This window comes from Nocardioides sp. NPDC058538 (assembly GCF_042719275.1).
Lineage (GTDB): Bacteria > Actinomycetota > Actinomycetes > Propionibacteriales > Nocardioidaceae > Nocardioides.
In genome coordinates this window covers 1-17,530 of the sequence record NZ_JBHXNY010000059.1, presented here as the reverse complement: position 1 = coordinate 17,530, position 17,530 = coordinate 1, and the positions used below count along the sequence as shown (strand labels likewise).

Sequence of the window (17,530 nt, the reverse complement as noted above, 5' to 3'; positions counted from 1 at the left end):
ACACCCCGAGGATCACCGGTTCGCGGGCACTCCTAGATGAGGCACCGAAGGTGTTTCGCGGGCACTTTTCGTGAGTCTCGTCGCGTCCTTGACGCCGGACCAGATCGAGAAGACCCTCCAAGAACGGGTCGGCGGCCCCACCCCAACCCAAAGAAAGTCCGGAGCAAGCCAGACCGATCACCCCTCCCAAGCCCTCCAGATCGCGTCCAGCAAAGGCCGAACCTCCTCGCGCCGTTCGGATTCAGACACCTCGATCTCGTCCCCCGCGCTCCGGAAGGTGACCTCCCGCCCCTGGTCGTCACGGACGGTGACCAGCCTCCCGAAACCAGCGAGCGGCTTGATCACCCGAACCATGTCGGGCACCTCATCGACGGCCACGTGCACCGAGAGGACGTCATCAGCCAAAGCGAACGGCGCGTACGCAGCCAGTCTCGGTGCCGCAGCAACTCGCTCAGCGACCACGTCCGGGGGTCCGGCAATCTGGTAGCGCTCGGCCCCGCCGACGGTGCCGGAGATCGAGATCCGGCTGAGACCGGCGGCCTCGGGCTCCCGGGCGACCTGCTGATGGATGGCGACGACGTCGTCCAGGTCGACGCCACCGATCTGGAGGCCGCGATTATCGCTGCTGACCGACCCCACCGACGAGAGCGCAGCGAGATCGAGGACGAGCTGAGCAGCGGGCACGTCCCGGCTCCAAGCGTTGATCTTGCCGCCGCTGACGCTGACGCGTTGACCGGGCGTCTTGCGCGCGAGCTCGTCGGCCGCGACCACGTCCTCGCCGCGACTCATCTCCAGCGTCAGCGCACCCGGCCTGATCGCATAGCTCACGACGTCGAGCCGATCCCGGACCTCGCGGAGGCCGGCGATCGGATCCGTCATCGAGACCGCTTCAGGCAACGTGTCGACGTGCTCCCAGAAGTCAGGCGCATCGGTGACGCTCTGATTCTTTCCGTGGGTCACCAGCACACCGGCGCGCTCACAGCCCGGCGTCGCGGCCCGGAGCGAAACCAAGCCGTCATAGGCCGTCACTGCATCCGCACTCGCTTTCGCCGCGACGACACAGGCCCGTGACCCGGCACCGTAGGCGATCGTCGCGCTGCTCAGATCGGTGCGCTGCCGCACCTCGTCGAGCAACCGCAACCCGCTCGCGTTGCTCTCCTCGGATGGGCTCACCCGGAGATCGACGCGGTCGATCCCGAGCATGAGCTCGTAGTCGGGACTCTCCCCGGACACGTAGGGCTCGAGGATCGCGGCGATCTCAGCGGCGCGCGCCGTGCTGATCCCGTCCTCCAGGACGATGGTTCCGCTGGCGTCACCCGCGAACGGCAGCACGTTGTTGCCACCGACCTCCACCCGCTCGATGCCATCGACACCCTCGAGCCGCTCGCTCAGCTCATCGGCCAGCTGGTCGCCCCGGTTGGCCGCACACGACGACGCGATCAGCGCGATCGCGAGCGCCATGACGACAGTGCGAGTCCTCACAATGCTTCCTTTCGGTCCCGAGGCATGGGTCATCGCTGCTCAGCGCTCGCTCTCGAACCACGTACGCAGACGAGCGGCGATCGCGTCGACGGACCCGTCCTGAAGTGCACGCCCGAAGACACCGTCGTTGAACCGCTCACCACGAACGTAGACCGTGGCGAGCCGAGCGGCGTCCGCGACCGGCGCGGTCGCGAGCAGCGAGGGGTCGGAGAGAAGCGGATTGCCCCGCATCCACTTCATCCAGTCGATAGAAGCACCCGGGAGCGAGCGGTAGAGCTGGCGGACACGGTCGCTGTAGGCGGGATACGGCACACGGTCCTCGGCGGTGAGCGCGTCGGCGGCCGAGAAGGCCTCGCGCCACATCGTCTCGGGCACGCGCCGCAGCTGGGCCTCGACCTGAGCATCGGAGGGGTCGAGGGTCTCGCGGGCGCGGTCGAAGGTGTCGTACGCCTTCTGGTCGAAGAGCACGACACGCGCCTCGTCGACAGAGGTCGGGGTCCGGGCGAGGGTCCACAGGGAGACGTACGCGGCCTCCTCGAGCGGGTAGCGATAGACGCCGGTCGAGATCGCCGGGAACGCCACCGTGTGCGCCCCGAGCTCGTCGGCCACCCGCAGCGATTCACGGAAGCACGAGGCCAGCACGGCGGCGTTGTCCTGGCCGTCTGTATAGACCGGCCCGACCGTGTGAATCACCCACCGCGCCGGGAGGTCGCCGGCCGTCGTCGCGACCGCCTGTCCGACCGGCAGACCTCCGCCGAGATGTCCGGCCCGCAGCCGCCGGCACCCCTCGAGGATCGCCGGGCCGCCTCGCCGGTGGATCGCCCCGTCCACCCCTCCCCCGCCCAGCAGCGAGGAGTTGGCGGCGTTCACGACCGCGTCGACATGCTGTTCGGTGATGTCCCCGCGTACAACCGTGATCTTCACGCGGTCAATCTAGCCACCCGGGCTCGGGCGGCCCACGCCGCCGGGCCGAGCGCGGCAGCGACGCCGGCCCCGACCGAGCAGAGGACACCCAGCCACCCCAGCCCGGCCGCCTCGAGGCCCGGATAGATCTGCCAGTGGACGAGGTAGATCCACAGCGACGACGCGGCGAGCACGGCGGCGAGCCGGGCGAGCGGCCACGGCAGCAGGGGCGGCCACGGGACCAGCAGGACGAGGATGCCGAGGGCGACCGTCGCCTCGCGGACGGGGTCGCCGAAGAAGCCGTACGTCGCGACCACCACCGTCACCGCGACGAGCACACGCTGCCAGGGCCGCTGCGCCTCGGCCGCCGCCCATCCCAGCGCGAGGCACCACAGGACGCAGCCGATCGTGTAGCGCTCGGTGGCGCCGGCCTCGAGGCCGACCCACAGGTACCGCACCAGGAGGGTCGCACCCACCACCACGACGGCCGCACCGAACCGATGGCGCCGCTGCCACCGGTCGAGGACGGGCACCAGGAGCAGGAGGGCGAGACCGGCGAAGGACCAGGTGATGACCTCCAGGAACCACAGCTGCCAGTCGCGGGTCCACTCGTCGCTGCCCAGCGCCTGGTTGAGCCCGAGTGCGGTCGGCCAGTGGTAGCGGTCGCTGACCAGAGCCACCGCTACCACCCAGATGGCCGCCGGGAGCGCGACCGCGGCGGCGCCCCGGAGCAGGCGACGCGCGCGCAGGGTCCGGGTGGGGGCGGTGAGCCCGAAGCGGGCGAGGTTGAAGCCGGCCACGGCGAGCAGGATGTGCGCGCCGCCGAGGAGGGTCCAGATGTCCGCGTGGCTGCCGACGATGGCGACGATCGTCACCGCGCGCAGCAGCACCGGAGTCTCGACGGGCCGCAGCCACCGCCGCGGGGTCCGCGCGCTCGCGGCGAGCTCGGTGATGCTCCGGTGCTGCCAACCGGAGGGCAGGGTGCCGAGCCGCTCGCCGAGCTGGGTGGCGATCTCGACGAAGGAGAGCGAGTCGCCGCCGAGCGAGACGAAGCTGTCGGACACCGTCGCATCGGGGCGCCGCAGCACCGTGGCATAGACCGTACGCAGCGCCTCGGCGTCCGCACCCTCCGCCAGCCCCGCATCTGGTGGCCCGGCCGCGTCCGCCACGCTCGCCCAGGCATTGAGGGTGGCGTAGTCGACCTTCCCGTTCGGCGTACGCGGCACCTCATCGATCAGGTGGACCTGGACTGCCGCCCGCGGCAGGGCCACGATGCTGCCGACGCCCACCGGCAGTCGGGGCGCGGACCCCGGATCATCGGTGAACAGATGCAGGCGGCCACTCGGAGCAACAACACGCGCCGACCCGAGCTCGGACTCGATCCGGTCGAGGTCGACGCGCAGCCCGAGGATCTTGCCGAACCGGCTGGACCGGCCGGTGATCTCCCACAGCCCGTCGTCGGCCTGCCGAGCGAGGTCGCCGGTGCGGAGCTCGGTGAGCTCGGGGCCGCGGGCAAGGTCGGCGACGCTCTCGGCGTACCCCATCATCACGTTCGGCCCGGTGTAGACCAGCTCTCCGACACCGTCCCCCAGACCAGCACCTTCGCCGTCGACGGGTTCGAGGTGGAAGTGCCCGCCGGGGATCGGGATGCCGATCGCCTCGGGCCGGCTCGCGGCGAGGGCCGGCGGTAGGTAGGCCATCCGGGCGGTGGCCTCTGTCTGGCCGTACATCACGACCAGGTCCCAGCCGCGAGACTCCCCCAGCGCGGCATAGCGACGGACGGTCTCGGGCGGCATCTTGCCGCCGGCCTGGGTGATGTAGCGCAGCGACGGCAGCGAGCGGTCGGCGAACCCCGAGGTGTCGAGCAGGTCGAAGGTGTAGGGAACACCCGCGAACGAGGTGGCGCCGTGACGCGCCGCGACGTCCCAGAAGCACTCGTCGGCGACCGAGAGGTCGGTGAGGATCACCGCGGCTCCCACGCTCAGGTGAGAGTTGAGCACCGAGAGGCCGTAGCAGTAGTGCAGCGGCAGCGGGCTCATCGCCCGGTCGGCGGAGGTGAGCCCGAGGTAGGCCGCGATGCTGGCCGCGTTGGCGGCCAGGTTGTCCCGGGAGAGCCGGACCAGCTTCGGCGACCCGGTCGAGCCCGAGGTCGACAGCAGCAGCGCGAGGTCGGGATGGAGGTCGGCGCGGCCATCGAACGCCGCCCGGTAGCGCATCCGCAGCTCGGCGTGATCACCACCCGGCGGCGTCAGCAGCACCGGCCGACGAGCGGCGAGCGCGGCCAGGTAGCCGATCACCGAGTCCAGATCGTTGCCCGCCTCGAGCAGCACGACCCCCTGAGAGGGCCCGTACGCGGCCGCCCGGTCCATCACCGCCTGCTCCAGCTCCGCATAGGTCAGGGTCGTCTCGTCGGTGATGACCGCCGGATCCCCCGGCCGCCCGTTCAGGAGCAGGTGGGCACCGGTCGCGATGGTCGAGCTCATCGCGCGTTCCCGGCGTAGCCGACCAGCGGCCCGACGACCTCGAGCGCGACGGTGGCTCCGATGTCGGGGATCCCGGTGCCCGGGACCCGGGCGGTGACGCGTACGTCATCGCTCAGCCGCACCCGGATGGTGGCGTCGTGGCCGAAGAAGGAGACCTCCTCGACGACGCCCTTGGTGCCGGAGGTGGCGTCGGTCGAGACCTGCACCTGCTCGGCACGTACGACCAGCGTCACCGGCCCGGCGGGCTGCGGCGTGGTGAGCGCGACCTCGCCGAGCGGCGAGTCGACCCGCCCGTCGCCGCCGACCTCACCGGGAAGCAGCGTCGCCGAGCCGAGGAAGGCCGCGACCCCGGGATGCTCGGGCGTCAGGTAGACGTCCACCGCGGAGCCGACCTGCAGGAAGCGCCCGGCGGCCATCACGGCCACCTGGTCGGCCAGCGAGAGTGCCTCGCCCTGGTCGTGGGTGACCAGCAGCGCTGCCGCGCCGGCCGTACGCAGCGCCCGCACGACCGCGCGCCCGGACTCCTCGCGCAGCCCCGCGTCGAGCGAGGAGAAGGGCTCGTCGAGGAGCACCAAGCGGGGCCGGGGTGCGAGCGCGCGAGCCACGGCGACCCGCTGCTGCTGACCGCCGGAGAGCTCGTGAGGATGCCGATCGGCCAGGTCAGCCGGCAGCTCGAGCAGCCGGAGCAGCTCGGCCACGCGGTCCTGCCGCTCGACACGGGCGATCGACCGGCGCAGCCCGAAGGCGATGTTGCCGCCGACGTCGAGATGCGGGAAGAGCGCGCCCTCCTGCGGGACGTACCCGATCCCGCGGCGGCGTGGCGCCAGCCCGGCGACCGAGCGCCCGCCGATCCTGATCTCGCCCGCGGTCGGCGTCATGAACCCCGCCACGCACCGCAGCAGCGTGGTCTTGCCGCAGCCCGAGGCACCGACCACCGCGGTCACGCCGCCCTCGACGGTCAGATCGAGCCCGTCGAGCACCTGCCGCCGACCGTGTCCGGCCCGCAGCCCGCTGATCTCCAACGCGGCGGTCATCGAACCTCCCCTCTCGACGAGCGACCCAGCAGGATCGTCGCCGGCATCGCGAGGAGCACCAGCGCCAGCGCGTAGGGCGCGGCGGCGCCGTAGGCGACCGAGGACGCCTCGCTCCAGAACTCGGTGGCCAGCGTCGTGGTCCCGATCGGGGCCAGCAGCAGCGTCGCGGTCAGCTCCGTGGAGACCGCGAGCGCGACCATCGCGGTCGCCGTCGCCAGCCCGGGCAGGAGCAGCGGCAGCGTCACCCGGCGCATCGCCCCGGCCCGACTCAGCCCCAGGCTGAGGGCGACCTCCTCCAGCCGCGGCGGCACCAGCTCCAGCACCCCGCGCACGGCGACGAGCGCGCGCGGCAGGAACAGGATGACGTACGCCGCCACGAGCAGCGGCACCGTCTGGTAGAGCCCGGGCACCCAGCCGATGGCGACGGTGACCAGGGCGAGCGCGACCACCACACCGGGCAGTGCGCTGGTGACGTACGCGACCCGCTCGACGCCCAGCGACCAGCTCGTCCTACGGCGGACGGCCTGCCAGACGACCGGCACCGCGGCGGCGGTCGCGACGACTCCGGCGACGGCCGCCAGCGCGATGCTGGTGCCGGCGGCGGGCAGCAGGCGGCTCAGGTCGAGCTCGGCCGAGGCGCCCCGGACCAGCCAGCGCACCAGGCTCGCGGCCGGCAGACCGACGGCCAGCGCGACGAAGATCCCGAGGGCGACGACAACCGGAGCGGTCCCCCGCCCCAGCCGCAGCCGGCTTGAAGGACGCGCGGTGCCGCTCCCGACGCGGGCGCGCCGGACAGGACCGCGGATCAGCATCTCCAGGGCCAGCAGCCCGAGGCAGGCCATCAGCAGCACGCTGGCCAGCAGGGTGGCGGCCGGACCGTTGAAGGCGGTGCCGTACTGCTGCAGGATCGCGGTCGTCAGGGTCGGGTAGTTGAGCAGCTGGAGCGCGCCGTACTCGGCCAGCAGGTGCAGCCCCACCAGCAGCGCACCACCGAGCACCGCCGGTGCGACGGTCGGCAGGACCACACGGAGGAACACCTCTCGTGGCCGCCGCCCGAGCGAAGCGGCGACCTCCTCCAGCGACGGGTCGAGGCGTCGCAGCGCCGCCACCGCGGGCAGGTAGACCAGCGGATAGTAGGAGAGCGAGACGACCAGCACGGCCCCGAGATAGGACTGGACCGCGTGGGTCGTGGCGACCCACGCGTAGCCGTTGACGAAGGCCGGGATGGCCAGCGGCGCACACAGCGCTCCGTGCCACCAGCCGGCCAGCGGCAGGGAGGTCCGCTCGACCACCCAGGCGCCGCAGACCCCGAAGACCACCGAGAGCGCGACCCCGCCGACCAGCAGCCTGCCGGTGTTCCACAGCAGCTCGCCGATGCGCGGGCGAACCAGGAAGTCGTACGCCTCCGCCGGCCCCAGTGAGGCGGTCGACCACACGACGTACGCCACCGGGAGCAGACAGACGGCGGCGATCGCGCCGGCCAACGCCGGCATCAGCCACCGTCCTGAGGAGGCGGCCGGAAACGTGCCGAGATGCACGCTGCTCAGAGGAACCCGACTTCCGTCATCATCTCGACCACGGCGTCGCTGTCGAGGTCGGAGACCGAGACGGCGGGCGGTTCGAGCTCGGAGAACGGCTTGACCGGCGGGTCGAGCTGCACCTCGGGGTTCAGCGGGTACTCCAGCGCGTAGCTGTCGGCCAGCCCCTGCTGCCCGGTCTTGCCGGTGAGGTAGCCGATGAACTTCTCGGCGTCGGCCTTGTGCTCGGCCGAGGCCAGCACGCCGGCCCCGGAGACGCTCACGAAGGCGCCGGGGTCCTGGTTGCCGAAGAAGTGGAGCTCGGAGCTGTCGCTGACCTCGCCGGACTCGGCCTGGTCGCGGTACCAGTAGTAGTGGTAGATGATCCCGACCGGCACCTCGCCCGCGTTGACCGACTCGAGGACCACGTTGTTGCCGTCGTAGACGGTGCCGTTGGCCTTGATCCCCTCGAGCCATGCCTTCGTGGTCGCCTCGCCCTCGAGGGCCAGGACTCCGGCGACGATCGCCTGGAAGTCGGCGCCGGTGGGTGAGAAGGAGATCTTGCCCTTCCACTCCGGCTCGGCCAGGTCGAGCAGCGAGGCCGGCAGCTCGGCCTCGGTGATCTGGTCGGTGTTGTAGACCAGCACGGTGGAGCGGGCCACGAACCCGGTCCAGGCGTTGCTGTCCGGCCGGTACTGCGGCGGGATCGGCGCGGTCACGTCGTCCGGCAGGGTCGCCAGCAGGCCCTCACGCTCGACCGCGGCCATGGCCGGAGAGTTCTCGGTGAGGAAGACGTCGGCGGGCGACTTCTCGCCCTCCGCGACCAGCTGTGCGGCGAGCTCGAGGTCCTTGCCGTTGCGCAGCTCGACGTCGATCCCGGTCTCCTTCTCGAACGCCGGCACCAGCTCCTCCATGAGCTGCTCGTGCTGGGCGTTGTAGACGACGAGCGCGTCGCCGGAGGAACAGGAGGTGAGCGTCACCCCGAGGAGGGCGACCGAGACCGAGACCACAACAGCTGAGATAGGCTTCACGGCCGTCCTTTCAATTGGTAAGGCTCACCTTAGGAAGGTTTACCTAAGAACGCGAGCACGGGAATGTGACGCTTTCGGTTCACGCTCGATCTCGATCCGGGCGTGCATCGGTTTTGCCGATGCCCTACGCCAAAAGGATTCGTTTGCCAGAGGAATGGCCGAGTCACGACCATGGTGGGGCGCCTCACACCCTTTGGAGAATGACCATGTCTGACCAGCCAGTCGTCGAGAAGCACACCATCGGCTACGTCCCACCCGAGGACCGCCACGGCAAGGTGCGCGACCTCTTCACCCTGTGGTTCGGGACCAACATCGCTCCCCTGCCCGTCGTCACCGGTGCCGCCGGCGTCACCGTCTTCGGCCTCGACCTGTTCTGGTGCGTCGTCGCCATCGTGGTCGGCCACCTCGTCGGCGGTGTCTTCATGGCACTGCACTCGGCCCAGGGGCCCCAGATGGGCATCCCGCAGATGATCCAGAGCCGTGGCCAGTTCGGCTCCTACGGGGCACTGATCGTCGTGGTGATCGCAGCCGTGATGTACCTGGCCTTCTTCGCCTCCAACATCGTCCTCGCCGGCCAGTCGCTGCACGGCATCGCCGACCCGATCCCGGTCGAGGCGGGCATCGTCCTGGGGGCGCTCGGATCAGGCCTGATCGCCGTGATCGGCTACAAGGTGATCCACTCGCTCAACAAGGTCGCGACCTGGGTCCTCGGCATCGGGATCGTGCTCGGCACCGTCGCGATCTTCGTCTCCGGCGTGCCCGCGGGCTTCTGGACGCAGGGTGGCTACAGCACCGCCGGGTTCCTCGCGACGGTCTCGCTGGGCGCCCTGTGGCAGATCGCGTTCGCGCCGTACGTCTCGGACTACTCCCGCTACCTGCCGGCGAGCGTCGGGGTGAAGGCGACCTTCACCGCCACCTACCTCGGCTGCACCCTCGGCTCGATCCTGCCGTTCGTCTTCGGCGCGATCGTGGCGCTGGCGATGAAGCCGGGCGTCGAGGTCATGACCGGAGTGCGCGACACCACCGGCGCGTTCGGTACGCCGCTGCTCGTCCTGTTCCTACTCTCGGTGATCAGCCACAACGCGCTCAACCTCTACGGCACCGTGCTCTCGGTCATCACCTGCGTGCAGACGTTCGTCGCCAGCTGGATCCCGACCGCCCGCAGCCGCGTGGTGCTCTCGCTGGTGGTGATGGCCGCCTCGACGTACTTCGCCATCGGCGTCTCCGGCAACTTCATCTCGCACTTCGTCGACATCGTGCTCGCGCTGCTCGTCGTGCTGGTCCCGTGGACCGCGATCAACCTGATCGACTTCTACCTGATCCACCGCGGCAACTACGACCTCGACTCGATCTTCGCGGCCGACGGCGGCATCTACGGCCGCTTCAACGGGCAGGCGATCCTCGCCTACGTGATCGGCATCGTCGTCCAGATCCCGTTCATGGCGACGCCGCTCTACACCGGGCCGGTCGCGGACAGGCTCAACGGCGCCGACCTGAGCTGGATCATCGGCCTGGTCGCGACCGCGCCGATCTACTACCTGCTGGCGCGCGGTCGCAAGCTCGCACCGAGCGAGCTGGCGCTCGCCTCGCACGCCTGAGGCACCGAGCACTCCCACGGCGGGGAGGTCGCGTCAGCGGCCTTCCCGCCGTCGCGCTGCCCGGCCCGAGGAGCGGACGAACGCCTGGGCGCGGGCGGTGAGGCGTACGCCCTTCATGGACGCCAGCACGACCTCGAGGGGCTCGACCGGGTCGGTGATCTCGAGGGTCACGATCTGCGCACCGTCGTACGTGGTGTCGCTGGCCGGGCGCTGGTTGAGGACAGACCATCCCTGACCGTTGGCGACCATCGCCCGGACGGTCTCGAAGCCGGCGCTGCGGTGGCGGATCCGCGGGCGGAAGCCGGCCGACTCGACGAGCCGCTCGAAGTACTGTCCGCTGTGCGGCAGGTCCAGGAGCACCATCGGCTCCTCCTCGAGCTCGGCGAGAGCGACCTTCTTGCGGCGCGCCAGCGGATGGCCCTTGCCGATCAGGACGTACGGCGCCGCCAGGCCGACCCGGACGTGGTCGATGTCGTCGTCGAGGTCGTAGCCGTACATGAGCGCCAGCTCGCAGCTACCCGAGCGCAGCGCGTGCTTGAGCGCGGCGTGCTCGTCCTCGACGACGGAGACGTGGATGCCGGGGTGGTCCTGCTCGCAGGCGGCCAGCAGCCGCGGCAGCTCGAACGGGCCCAGGGTGGTGAAGCAGCCGATGGTGAGGTCGCCGACGAGCGCCTGGCCCGCGGAGCGCGCGACCTCGACCAGCTCACTGGTGTGCACGAGGTAGCTGCGCAGCTCGCGGTAGAACTCCTCGCCGGCCGCCGTCAGGGTCAGGCCGCGCGCGTGGTGGCGCAGCAGCAGCTGGACGCCCAGCTCCTTCTCGAGCTGGGCGACGGCCGTCGAGACGGCCGACTGCGAGACCACGAGCTGCCGCGACGCGGCGGTCATGCTGCCCAGCTCCGCAGCCGCGGCGAAGTAGCGCAGCTGGGTCAGGGTGAAGGACGGCTCGGCCATGCGGGCCATCCTGCCTGAACATGAGATCGCCCAGGTAGCGGACTCGGCCGAGCCGTCAGGTACGTCGGCCGAGGCGTCGCGCACGTCGGCCGAAGCGTCGGCCCCGTCGGCCGAGTTGGCACAGCGTTGCCGTCTCGACCGACGGGGCTGACGTCTCGACCGACCGGAGTGACGCCTCGACCGACGGGGCTGACGCCTCGACCGGTGCCCATTACTCCCGGTTCACGCTGTCGACGCCAGCGGCGTCGAGGTTCGCAAGCGTCTCGGGGCGCAGCAGTGCATCGAGGACGGCCGGGTCGAGGACCCCGGTGGCGAGGGCGAGATCCCGCACCGCGCCGGCGCCGCCGAGCGCGGCCTTGGCGATCTCCGCGGACCGCGCGTAGCCGAGCAGCGGGGTCAGGGCGGTCGCGAGACCGGCATTGCCGGCGGCAGCGGCGGCGAGCTTGGCGGCGTCGACGGCGATCCCGTCGATGCACAGCTCCCGCAGCGAGTCGAAGGCGGCGGCGGTCCAGGTGAAGCCCTGGAGCAGGCCGTGCGCCATCACCGGCTCGAACGCGTTGAGCTGGAGCTGGCCGCCCTCGGCGGCCATGGTGACGGTGAGGTCGTTGCCGATCACCCAGAAGGCGACCTGGTTGACCATCTCCGGGATGACCGGGTTGACCTTGCCGGGCATGATGCTCGACCCCGCCTGGCGGGCGGGGAGCTGGAGCTCGCCGAGCCCGGCCTGCGGACCCGAGCTGAGCAGCCGGAGGTCGTTGCAGATCTTGGACGCCTTGACGACGATCCGCTTCAGCACGCTGGAGACCTGCACGAACGCGCCGGTGTCGCTGGTCGCCTCGACGAGGTCGCCCGCGCCGACCACCGGCAGTCCGGTGATCTCGGCGAGGTGCCGGACGGCGAGCCGCCGGTAGTCGGGGTGGGCGGTGATCCCGGTGCCGATCGCGGTGGCGCCGAGGTTGATCTCGCACAGCAGCACCCGCGAGTCGGCCAGCCGGGCGAGCTCCTCGCGCAGCGTGATGGCGAAGGCGCCGAGCTCCTGGCCGACCGTCATCGGCACGGCGTCCTGGAGCTGCGTACGTCCGATCTTGGGGACCGCGCGGAACTCGGCCGCCTTGCGGGCGAACGAGTCGGCGAGGGCCTCGGTGGACTCGACCAGGCGGTCGATCGCCCCGACCAGGGCGAGCCGGACGGCGGTCGGGTAGACGTCATTGGTCGACTGGCAGCGGTTCACGTGGTCCAGCGGGTGGATCTCGTCATAGCTGCCGAACGGCAGCCCGAGGATCTCGAGGGCGCGGTTGGCGACGACCTCGTTGGCGTTCATGTTGGTCGAGGTGCCGGCGCCGCCCTGGATCACGTCGACGACGAACTGGTCGTGGAGGGCCCCGTCGCGGACCTCCTTTGCGGCGGCAGCGATGGCGGCGTGGCGACGGTCGTCGAGCAGGCCGAGCTCGTGGTTGGCGCGGGCGGCGGCGAGCTTGACCGCGCCGAGGGCCGCGACGAGCGAGCGGTGGCTCCCGACGGTCGTGCCGCTGATCGGGAAGTTCCGCAGCGCGCGGGCGGTGTGCACGCCCCAGTAGGCGGTCGCCGGGACCTCGAACGGGCCGAGCGAGTCGTGCTCGGTGCGGGTCGGCGGGGCCTCGACGGTGGTCATCGTGCGGCCGCCTCGGCGATGTCGAGCGCGGTCCAGGCCAGCGCGGTGGCGGCGTCGAGGAGCGCCTTCTCCGCGTCCCCGCCGACGCAGTGCGCGGCGAACTCGGGCTGGTGGTTGAGGGCGGCCCCGGAGTTGATGCCGACGTAGGGGTGGATCGCGTTCACGACCTGGGAGACGTTGCCCATGTCGGTGGAGGCTCGGTTCATCCGGCGGGCGGGAGTCCCCGTGTCGAAGACCCGGCCGATCTCCTCGGCATTGCGGCGGTACGCCGCCAGCGCCGGCGCGAACGTGCGGAACTCGGCGTACGGCTTGCTCTCCGGTTCGACGGTGAGCTGCGCGCCGGTGGCGAGCGCGCCGGCCTCGAAGCAGCGCCAGACCTTCTCCTCGGTCTCGGCGAGCTGGGCGAGACTCTCGGCGCGGACGTACCAGCGGCCCTCGGTCCGTGCGGGGATGGCGTTGGGCGCCTCTCCCCCGTTGGTCATCACGCCGTGCACGCGCACGGTCGGCGGCAGCTGCTGGCGGAGCAGGCCGATCGCGACCTGGGCGATGGTGAAGGCGTCGGCGGCGTTGACGCCCTGCTCGGGATAGGCCGCCGCATGGGCCGCCTTGCCGCGGTACTCGACGTGCGAGTGCGACACCGCGAACGGCTCGGCCTCGGCGACGTCGACGGGAGCGGGGTGAGCCATCATGGCCAGGTCCAAGCCGGCGAAGGCGCCACGCTCGAGAAGCTCGATCTTGCCGCCACCGCCCTCCTCCGCGGGGGTGCCATAGACCTCGATCGTGAGCCCCGCGGCGTCGGCCAGCGGGGCGAGCGCACGGGCGGCGCCGACGGTGATCGCGGAGATCAGGTTGTGGCCGCAGGCGTGGCCGAGGCCGGGGAGGGCGTCGTACTCGGCGCACAGGCCGAGGCGGAACGGACCGCTGCCGAAGGTCGCCAGGAACGCGGTCTCCAGGCCGAGGTAGGCCGGAGTGACGGTGAACCCTGCCTCCTCGAGGGACTCCGCGACCCAGCGCGAGGAGCTGTGCTCCTCCCAGCCGGTCTCGGGGTTGGCGTGCAGCTGCTCGGAGAGCCGAACGAGGCGCTCGGCGTCGCTGCTGACGGTGGTCGCGGCGTACTGCTTCGAGGCGGTCATCGACTCACTCGTCCCCGGGCACGCCGTAGGACGGAGCGACAGTGGGGTCGAGGCCGCGAGTCACGTAGTCGTCGCGCTGCGGCATCCAGACCTTCAGCAGGTCGCGGAGCTCCTCGACCGGGCGCTCGCTCCAGTCGACGCGGAGGTCGGTGACCCGCCAGGCGACGTCGCGTACGACCGACAGGCCCGCCGAGTGCAGCGGTCCGGCCTCGCCGCCCGCGGCCAGTCCGGCCTCCACTGCGGCCAACAGCCGCTCCTCCAGATCCCCGGTCGCGGCCTCGAAGCCCGCGACGACGGCGTCGATGACCTCGGTGTCGGCGAGCAGGTTGCCCGCGGCGACCACCTGTGGCGCGACGGCGTGGTGGTGGATGCCGAGCGACCCGGAGCCGCTGTACGCCGCCCCCGCACCGTCGAGGCCGAGCACGGTCAGCTGGCGGTGGTCGATGTGCTCGCGGCCCTGGGTGACCGAGGCGAGAGCGGCTCGGGCGTCGAGGCCCGAGGCGAGCGCGTCGAGCAGCTCGGTGCCCAGGCGCGGGTCGGTGATGTTCTGCGAGGAAGCGCCACCGACGCCGGGTCGCAGGTGGATGCAGCGCGCGGCGACGGCCGGGCTGGAGGACGTCACGGCGATGCCGACGGCGCCGTTGCCGTCGGTGGCGAGAACGGAGAACGTCACTTCGCCACCTCGGGGATGACCGCGATCGCGTCGACCTCGACCAGCCACTCCGGGCGGGCCAGGGCGGAGATCACGATGCCGGTGGAGATCGGGTGCACGCCCTTCGTCCAGCGGCCGATCGTCCGGTAGACCGTCTCGCGGTAGCGCGGGTCGACGATGTAGATGGTGAGCTTGACCAGGTGCTCCATCTCGGCGCCGGCCTCCTCGAGCAGCATCTTGATGTTGGCCATCGCCTGCTCGGTCTGGGCCTCGACGTCGCCGATGCCGACCGACTCGCTGGTGTCCAGGTCCTGCCCGATCTGACCGCGTACGTAGACGGTGTTGCCCGCGACGACGGCCTGACACAGGTCGTTGTCGAGGTTCTGCTCGGGGTAGGTGACGCTGGTGTTGAACGGGCGGATCCGGGTGTGTCCGCCGACGACGATGCTGCTGGGTTTGTTGGTCTCCACGACGACCAGTCCACCTCGTCCGACGGCATGTGTCCAACAGATGTTTCCAAGGACTATCGTCAATGAAACAGATGCAACGATGGCAACGCCATTGCATCAGCCGATCCGATGGGTAAGGCCAACAACATCTGTTGGACACGAGCAACGCGGCGGCTCAGGATCTGAGTATGTCCAACGAACAGATCGAGGTCCTCGTCGTCGGCGCCGGTCAGGCCGGTGTGGCGATGAGCGAGCACCTGAGCGACCACGGCGTACCCCACCTCGTGCTGGAGCGCGACCGGATCGCGGAGCGCTGGCGCACGATGCGCTGGGACTCGCTCGTCGCCAACGGCCCCGCCTGGCACGACCGGTTCCCGGGCCTGGAGTTCCAGGACGTCGACGCCGACGCCTTCGCCACCAAGGACCAGGTCGCCGCCTACTTCGAGGCGTACGCCGAGAAGATCGCCGCCCCGATCAGGACCGGCGTCGAGGTCACCTCGGTGACCCGCAACCAGGGCCGTCCGGGCTTCCGGGTCGAGACCTCCGAGGGCGTCATCGACGCGCGGTACGTCGTCGCGGCGACCGGCCCGTTCCAGCGGCCGGTCTACCCGCCGATCATCCCCGCCGGCGCGGTCCGGCTGCAGATGCACTCGAGCGACTACCGCAACCCCGACCAGCTTCCCGAAGGCAACGTCCTCGTCGTCGGCGCCGGCTCCTCCGGCGTCCAGATCGCCGACGAGCTGCAGCGATCGGGCCGCCAGGTCCACCTCTCGGTCGGCGCGCACGACCGTCCCCCGCGCAGCTACCGCGGCCGCGACTTCTGCTGGTGGCTCGGCGTCCTGGGTCTCTGGGACCTGGAGACCCCCGCCGCCGGCGCCGAGCACGTCACCATCGCCGTCAGCGGCGCCCGCGGCGGCCACACCGTCGACTTCCGCGCCCTCGAGGCGAGCGGGATCCAGCTCGTCGGCATGACCGACCGTTTCGATGCCGGAACGCTCACCTTCCGCGAGGACCTGGCCGAGAACATCGCCCAGGGCGACGCCAACTACCTCACCCTCCTCGACGCCGCCGACGAGTACGTCACCCGCAACGGCATCGACCTGCCCGAGGAGCCCTCGGCCCGCGACCTCGGCCCCAGCCCTTCAGCTGCGACCACGCCGCTGCTCTCCCTCGACCTGGCCGAGGCCGGCATCACCACGGTGATCTGGGCGACCGGCTTCGCGACCGACTACGGCTGGCTCCAGGTCGACGCGCTCGACGAGAACGGCCGCCCCGCCCACCGCCGCGGCGTCTCCACCGAGCCCGGCGTCTACTTCGTCGGTCTCCCCTGGCTCTCTCGCCGAGGCTCATCCTTCATCTGGGGTGTGTGGCACGACGCCAAGCATGTCGCCGGGCATATCGCGACTCAGCGGAGCTACGCGGCGTACGACCGTCAGGCGCGCGGCTGATCCACGGGGCTGGCGGTGCCTGAGTTCCAGCGTGGGTGGGGCCAATACGTTGTTCGGGTTGGGAGATTTAGAACCAGGGTGCCTGGGCGGGGTGCCATGTGGCTGTCTTGCTGACTACCAGCAGCGGTCTGGCTTTCGTCGGGATACCTGTCCCTGATTGAGTTTCGATGTTTCGCTTTGTGTGGTAGGCTCGGCGCAGGCGTAAACGTGAAGGCCGACCACCTCGAAAGAGGCGTGCCCTATCTTGCCCGAGACACAACGGGTGTGGGGTAATCCAGGGGAACCAGGGGCGTGAACGCCGAGCTGCGAGGGTAAGTGATAGCCCGTACTGCCGGGCCTCCGAGACCAGCGAACCAGAACACATCCGCATCAGCGGGTGTGGAGAGTTCGTACGTCGGGAGGTGACCGTTTCGATGACCACGCTGCAACAGCCACAACACCCTGTGCTCGGGGCCGTGGTCGCGATCACCGCCTCGCTTGACGGAGTCGCGGAAGCAAACCCCTCGTTCATGGCCACCGACCAGAAGGCCGCCGCCTTGGTCGAGATCGCCCGGGCCAAGGCCCGGTTGGCTGAGCTCGAGCTCCGGGTCATCGCGGCCGCCGATGATGTCGCCGCCGAGAGCGCGGCCCGGGATGTGGCGGCATGGCTGAATCACCACACCCATCAGCGCCCCGAGACCCTGCGTGCCGACCTGCGGCTGGCCGAGGCCCTGGACCGGATCTACCACCAGGTCGCCGAAGCCATGCGCCGTGGCGACTGCAACCCGGCCCAAGCCCAGGTGATCGTCAACGCCCTCGACGACCTCCCCGCAGATCTCGACACCGAGATCAAGACCAAGGCCGAAGAAGCCCTGGTCGCCTACGCGACCCAGTTCGACCCCACTCAGCTCCGCCGCCTGGGCCGCCGGATCCTCGATCTGATCGCGCCCGAGATCGCCGAGGCCGAAGAAGCCCGACGGCTCGCCGCGGAGGAGGCCCACGCCCGGAAGAAGACCCGGCTGGCGATGCGCCGGGTCGGGGACGGCACCACCCGCATCTCCGCTGTGGTCCCGGATGCCGCCGCGGACCGGCTGGCCACCAACCTGGAGGCGTTCGCCTCACCGCGCCGCGACGACGGCACCCGCACCGAGACCGGCGACTACCTGCCCTACGACCGACGCCTCGGGCGAGCGTTCTGCCAGATGCTCGAGGCGATCGA

General features: G+C 70.8%; 14 protein-coding genes and 1 pseudogene. 3 read left to right on the top strand and 12 right to left on the bottom strand.

Going from position 1 to position 17,530, the window contains the following annotated elements; genetic code table 11:
* Positions 1–177 precede the first annotated feature (177 nt).
* From ACFWQC_RS27500 to ACFWQC_RS27470, 7 genes and pseudogenes are all read right to left on the bottom strand, one after another.
* A complete protein-coding gene (locus tag ACFWQC_RS27500; RefSeq protein WP_378685762.1) occupies positions 178–1,482 on the bottom strand; it encodes a hypothetical protein in 1,305 nt (434 codons plus the stop codon).
* Positions 1,483–1,521: 39 nt separating this feature from the next.
* Positions 1,522–1,845: a DUF6508 domain-containing protein gene (locus ACFWQC_RS27495; RefSeq protein ID WP_378685765.1), complete on the bottom strand. Its 324-nt coding sequence runs from the start codon at positions 1,843–1,845 to the stop codon at positions 1,522–1,524.
* A gap of 84 nt (positions 1,846–1,929) precedes the next feature.
* Positions 1,930–2,406: pseudogene (locus tag ACFWQC_RS27490) on the bottom strand (O-acetyl-ADP-ribose deacetylase); the annotation flags it as partial.
* Positions 2,403–4,868 carry a non-ribosomal peptide synthetase gene (locus tag ACFWQC_RS27485; protein WP_378685759.1) on the bottom strand — a complete coding sequence of 822 codons (2,466 nt, stop codon included), beginning with the start codon at positions 4,866–4,868 and terminating at the stop codon, positions 2,403–2,405. The pseudogene ACFWQC_RS27490 and the gene ACFWQC_RS27485, both read right to left, overlap by 4 nt.
* Positions 4,865–5,902: an ABC transporter ATP-binding protein gene (locus tag ACFWQC_RS27480; RefSeq protein ID WP_378685756.1), complete on the bottom strand. Its 1,038-nt coding sequence runs from the start codon at positions 5,900–5,902 to the stop codon at positions 4,865–4,867. Before ACFWQC_RS27480 ends, ACFWQC_RS27485 begins: the two co-directional genes overlap by 4 nt.
* On the bottom strand, positions 5,899–7,440 hold the full coding sequence (locus ACFWQC_RS27475; RefSeq protein WP_378685753.1) for an ABC transporter permease: 1,542 nt from the start codon (positions 7,438–7,440) through the stop codon (positions 5,899–5,901). Before ACFWQC_RS27475 ends, ACFWQC_RS27480 begins: the two co-directional genes overlap by 4 nt.
* A 5-nt stretch (positions 7,441–7,445) precedes the next feature.
* Complete coding sequence (locus tag ACFWQC_RS27470; protein ID WP_378685750.1) at positions 7,446–8,450, bottom strand: iron ABC transporter substrate-binding protein; 1,005 nt, start codon at positions 8,448–8,450, stop codon at positions 7,446–7,448.
* A 206-nt stretch (positions 8,451–8,656) separates the two neighbouring features.
* Between ACFWQC_RS27470 and ACFWQC_RS27465 the strand changes: the two genes are divergently transcribed.
* Complete coding sequence (locus ACFWQC_RS27465) at positions 8,657–10,048, top strand: purine-cytosine permease family protein (RefSeq protein ID WP_378685747.1); 1,392 nt, start codon at positions 8,657–8,659, stop codon at positions 10,046–10,048.
* 33 nt (positions 10,049–10,081) lie between these two features.
* On the opposite strand, the gene ACFWQC_RS27460 is transcribed toward ACFWQC_RS27465, so the two are convergent.
* From ACFWQC_RS27460 to ACFWQC_RS27440, 5 genes are all read right to left on the bottom strand, one after another.
* Positions 10,082–10,999, bottom strand: a complete 918-nt coding sequence (locus ACFWQC_RS27460) for a LysR family transcriptional regulator (protein ID WP_378685744.1) — start codon at positions 10,997–10,999, stop codon at positions 10,082–10,084.
* Positions 11,000–11,210: 211 nt separating this feature from the next.
* On the bottom strand, positions 11,211–12,650 hold the full coding sequence (locus ACFWQC_RS27455; protein ID WP_378685741.1) for an aspartate ammonia-lyase: 1,440 nt from the start codon (positions 12,648–12,650) through the stop codon (positions 11,211–11,213).
* Positions 12,647–13,783 (bottom strand): M20 family metallopeptidase, encoded by a 1,137-nt coding sequence (locus tag ACFWQC_RS27450; protein ID WP_378685738.1) that lies wholly within the window; start codon positions 13,781–13,783, stop codon positions 12,647–12,649. The genes ACFWQC_RS27455 and ACFWQC_RS27450 overlap by 4 nt, the downstream gene beginning before the upstream one ends.
* A gap of 4 nt (positions 13,784–13,787) precedes the next feature.
* On the bottom strand, positions 13,788–14,456 hold the full coding sequence (locus ACFWQC_RS27445; RefSeq protein ID WP_378685735.1) for a DUF1028 domain-containing protein: 669 nt from the start codon (positions 14,454–14,456) through the stop codon (positions 13,788–13,790).
* The gene (locus ACFWQC_RS27440; protein ID WP_186349213.1) at positions 14,453–14,905 is read right to left on the bottom strand and encodes a RidA family protein; all 453 of its coding nucleotides are present in this window, start codon (positions 14,903–14,905) and stop codon (positions 14,453–14,455) included. The genes ACFWQC_RS27445 and ACFWQC_RS27440 overlap by 4 nt, the downstream gene beginning before the upstream one ends.
* 167 nt (positions 14,906–15,072) lie before the next feature.
* On the opposite strand from ACFWQC_RS27440, the gene ACFWQC_RS27435 reads away from it, so the two are divergent.
* Positions 15,073–16,332: a flavin-containing monooxygenase gene (locus ACFWQC_RS27435; protein WP_378685732.1), complete on the top strand. Its 1,260-nt coding sequence runs from the start codon at positions 15,073–15,075 to the stop codon at positions 16,330–16,332.
* Between the two features lie 413 nt (positions 16,333–16,745).
* Positions 16,746–17,530 (top strand): DUF222 domain-containing protein (locus ACFWQC_RS27430; protein ID WP_378685730.1); only part of this gene is annotated, 785 nt, incomplete at its 3' end.

Excerpts from the sequence above, each read along its gene's own strand:
- ACFWQC_RS27480 (WP_378685756.1), bottom strand. The coding sequence starts at position 5,902 with ATGACCGCCGCGTTGGAGATCAGCGGGCTGCGGGCCGGACACGGTCGG.
- ACFWQC_RS27495 (WP_378685765.1), bottom strand. The coding sequence starts at position 1,845 with ATGTGGCGCGAGGCCTTCTCGGCCGCCGACGCGCTCACCGCCGAGGAC.
- ACFWQC_RS27460 (WP_378685744.1), bottom strand. The coding sequence starts at position 10,999 with ATGGCCGAGCCGTCCTTCACCCTGACCCAGCTGCGCTACTTCGCCGCG.
- ACFWQC_RS27485 (WP_378685759.1), bottom strand. The coding sequence starts at position 4,868 with ATGAGCTCGACCATCGCGACCGGTGCCCACCTGCTCCTGAACGGGCGG.
- ACFWQC_RS27435 (WP_378685732.1), top strand. The coding sequence starts at position 15,073 with ATGTCCAACGAACAGATCGAGGTCCTCGTCGTCGGCGCCGGTCAGGCC.
- ACFWQC_RS27450 (WP_378685738.1), bottom strand. The coding sequence starts at position 13,783 with ATGACCGCCTCGAAGCAGTACGCCGCGACCACCGTCAGCAGCGACGCC.
- ACFWQC_RS27465 (WP_378685747.1), top strand. The coding sequence starts at position 8,657 with ATGTCTGACCAGCCAGTCGTCGAGAAGCACACCATCGGCTACGTCCCA.
- ACFWQC_RS27455 (WP_378685741.1), bottom strand. The coding sequence starts at position 12,650 with ATGACCACCGTCGAGGCCCCGCCGACCCGCACCGAGCACGACTCGCTC.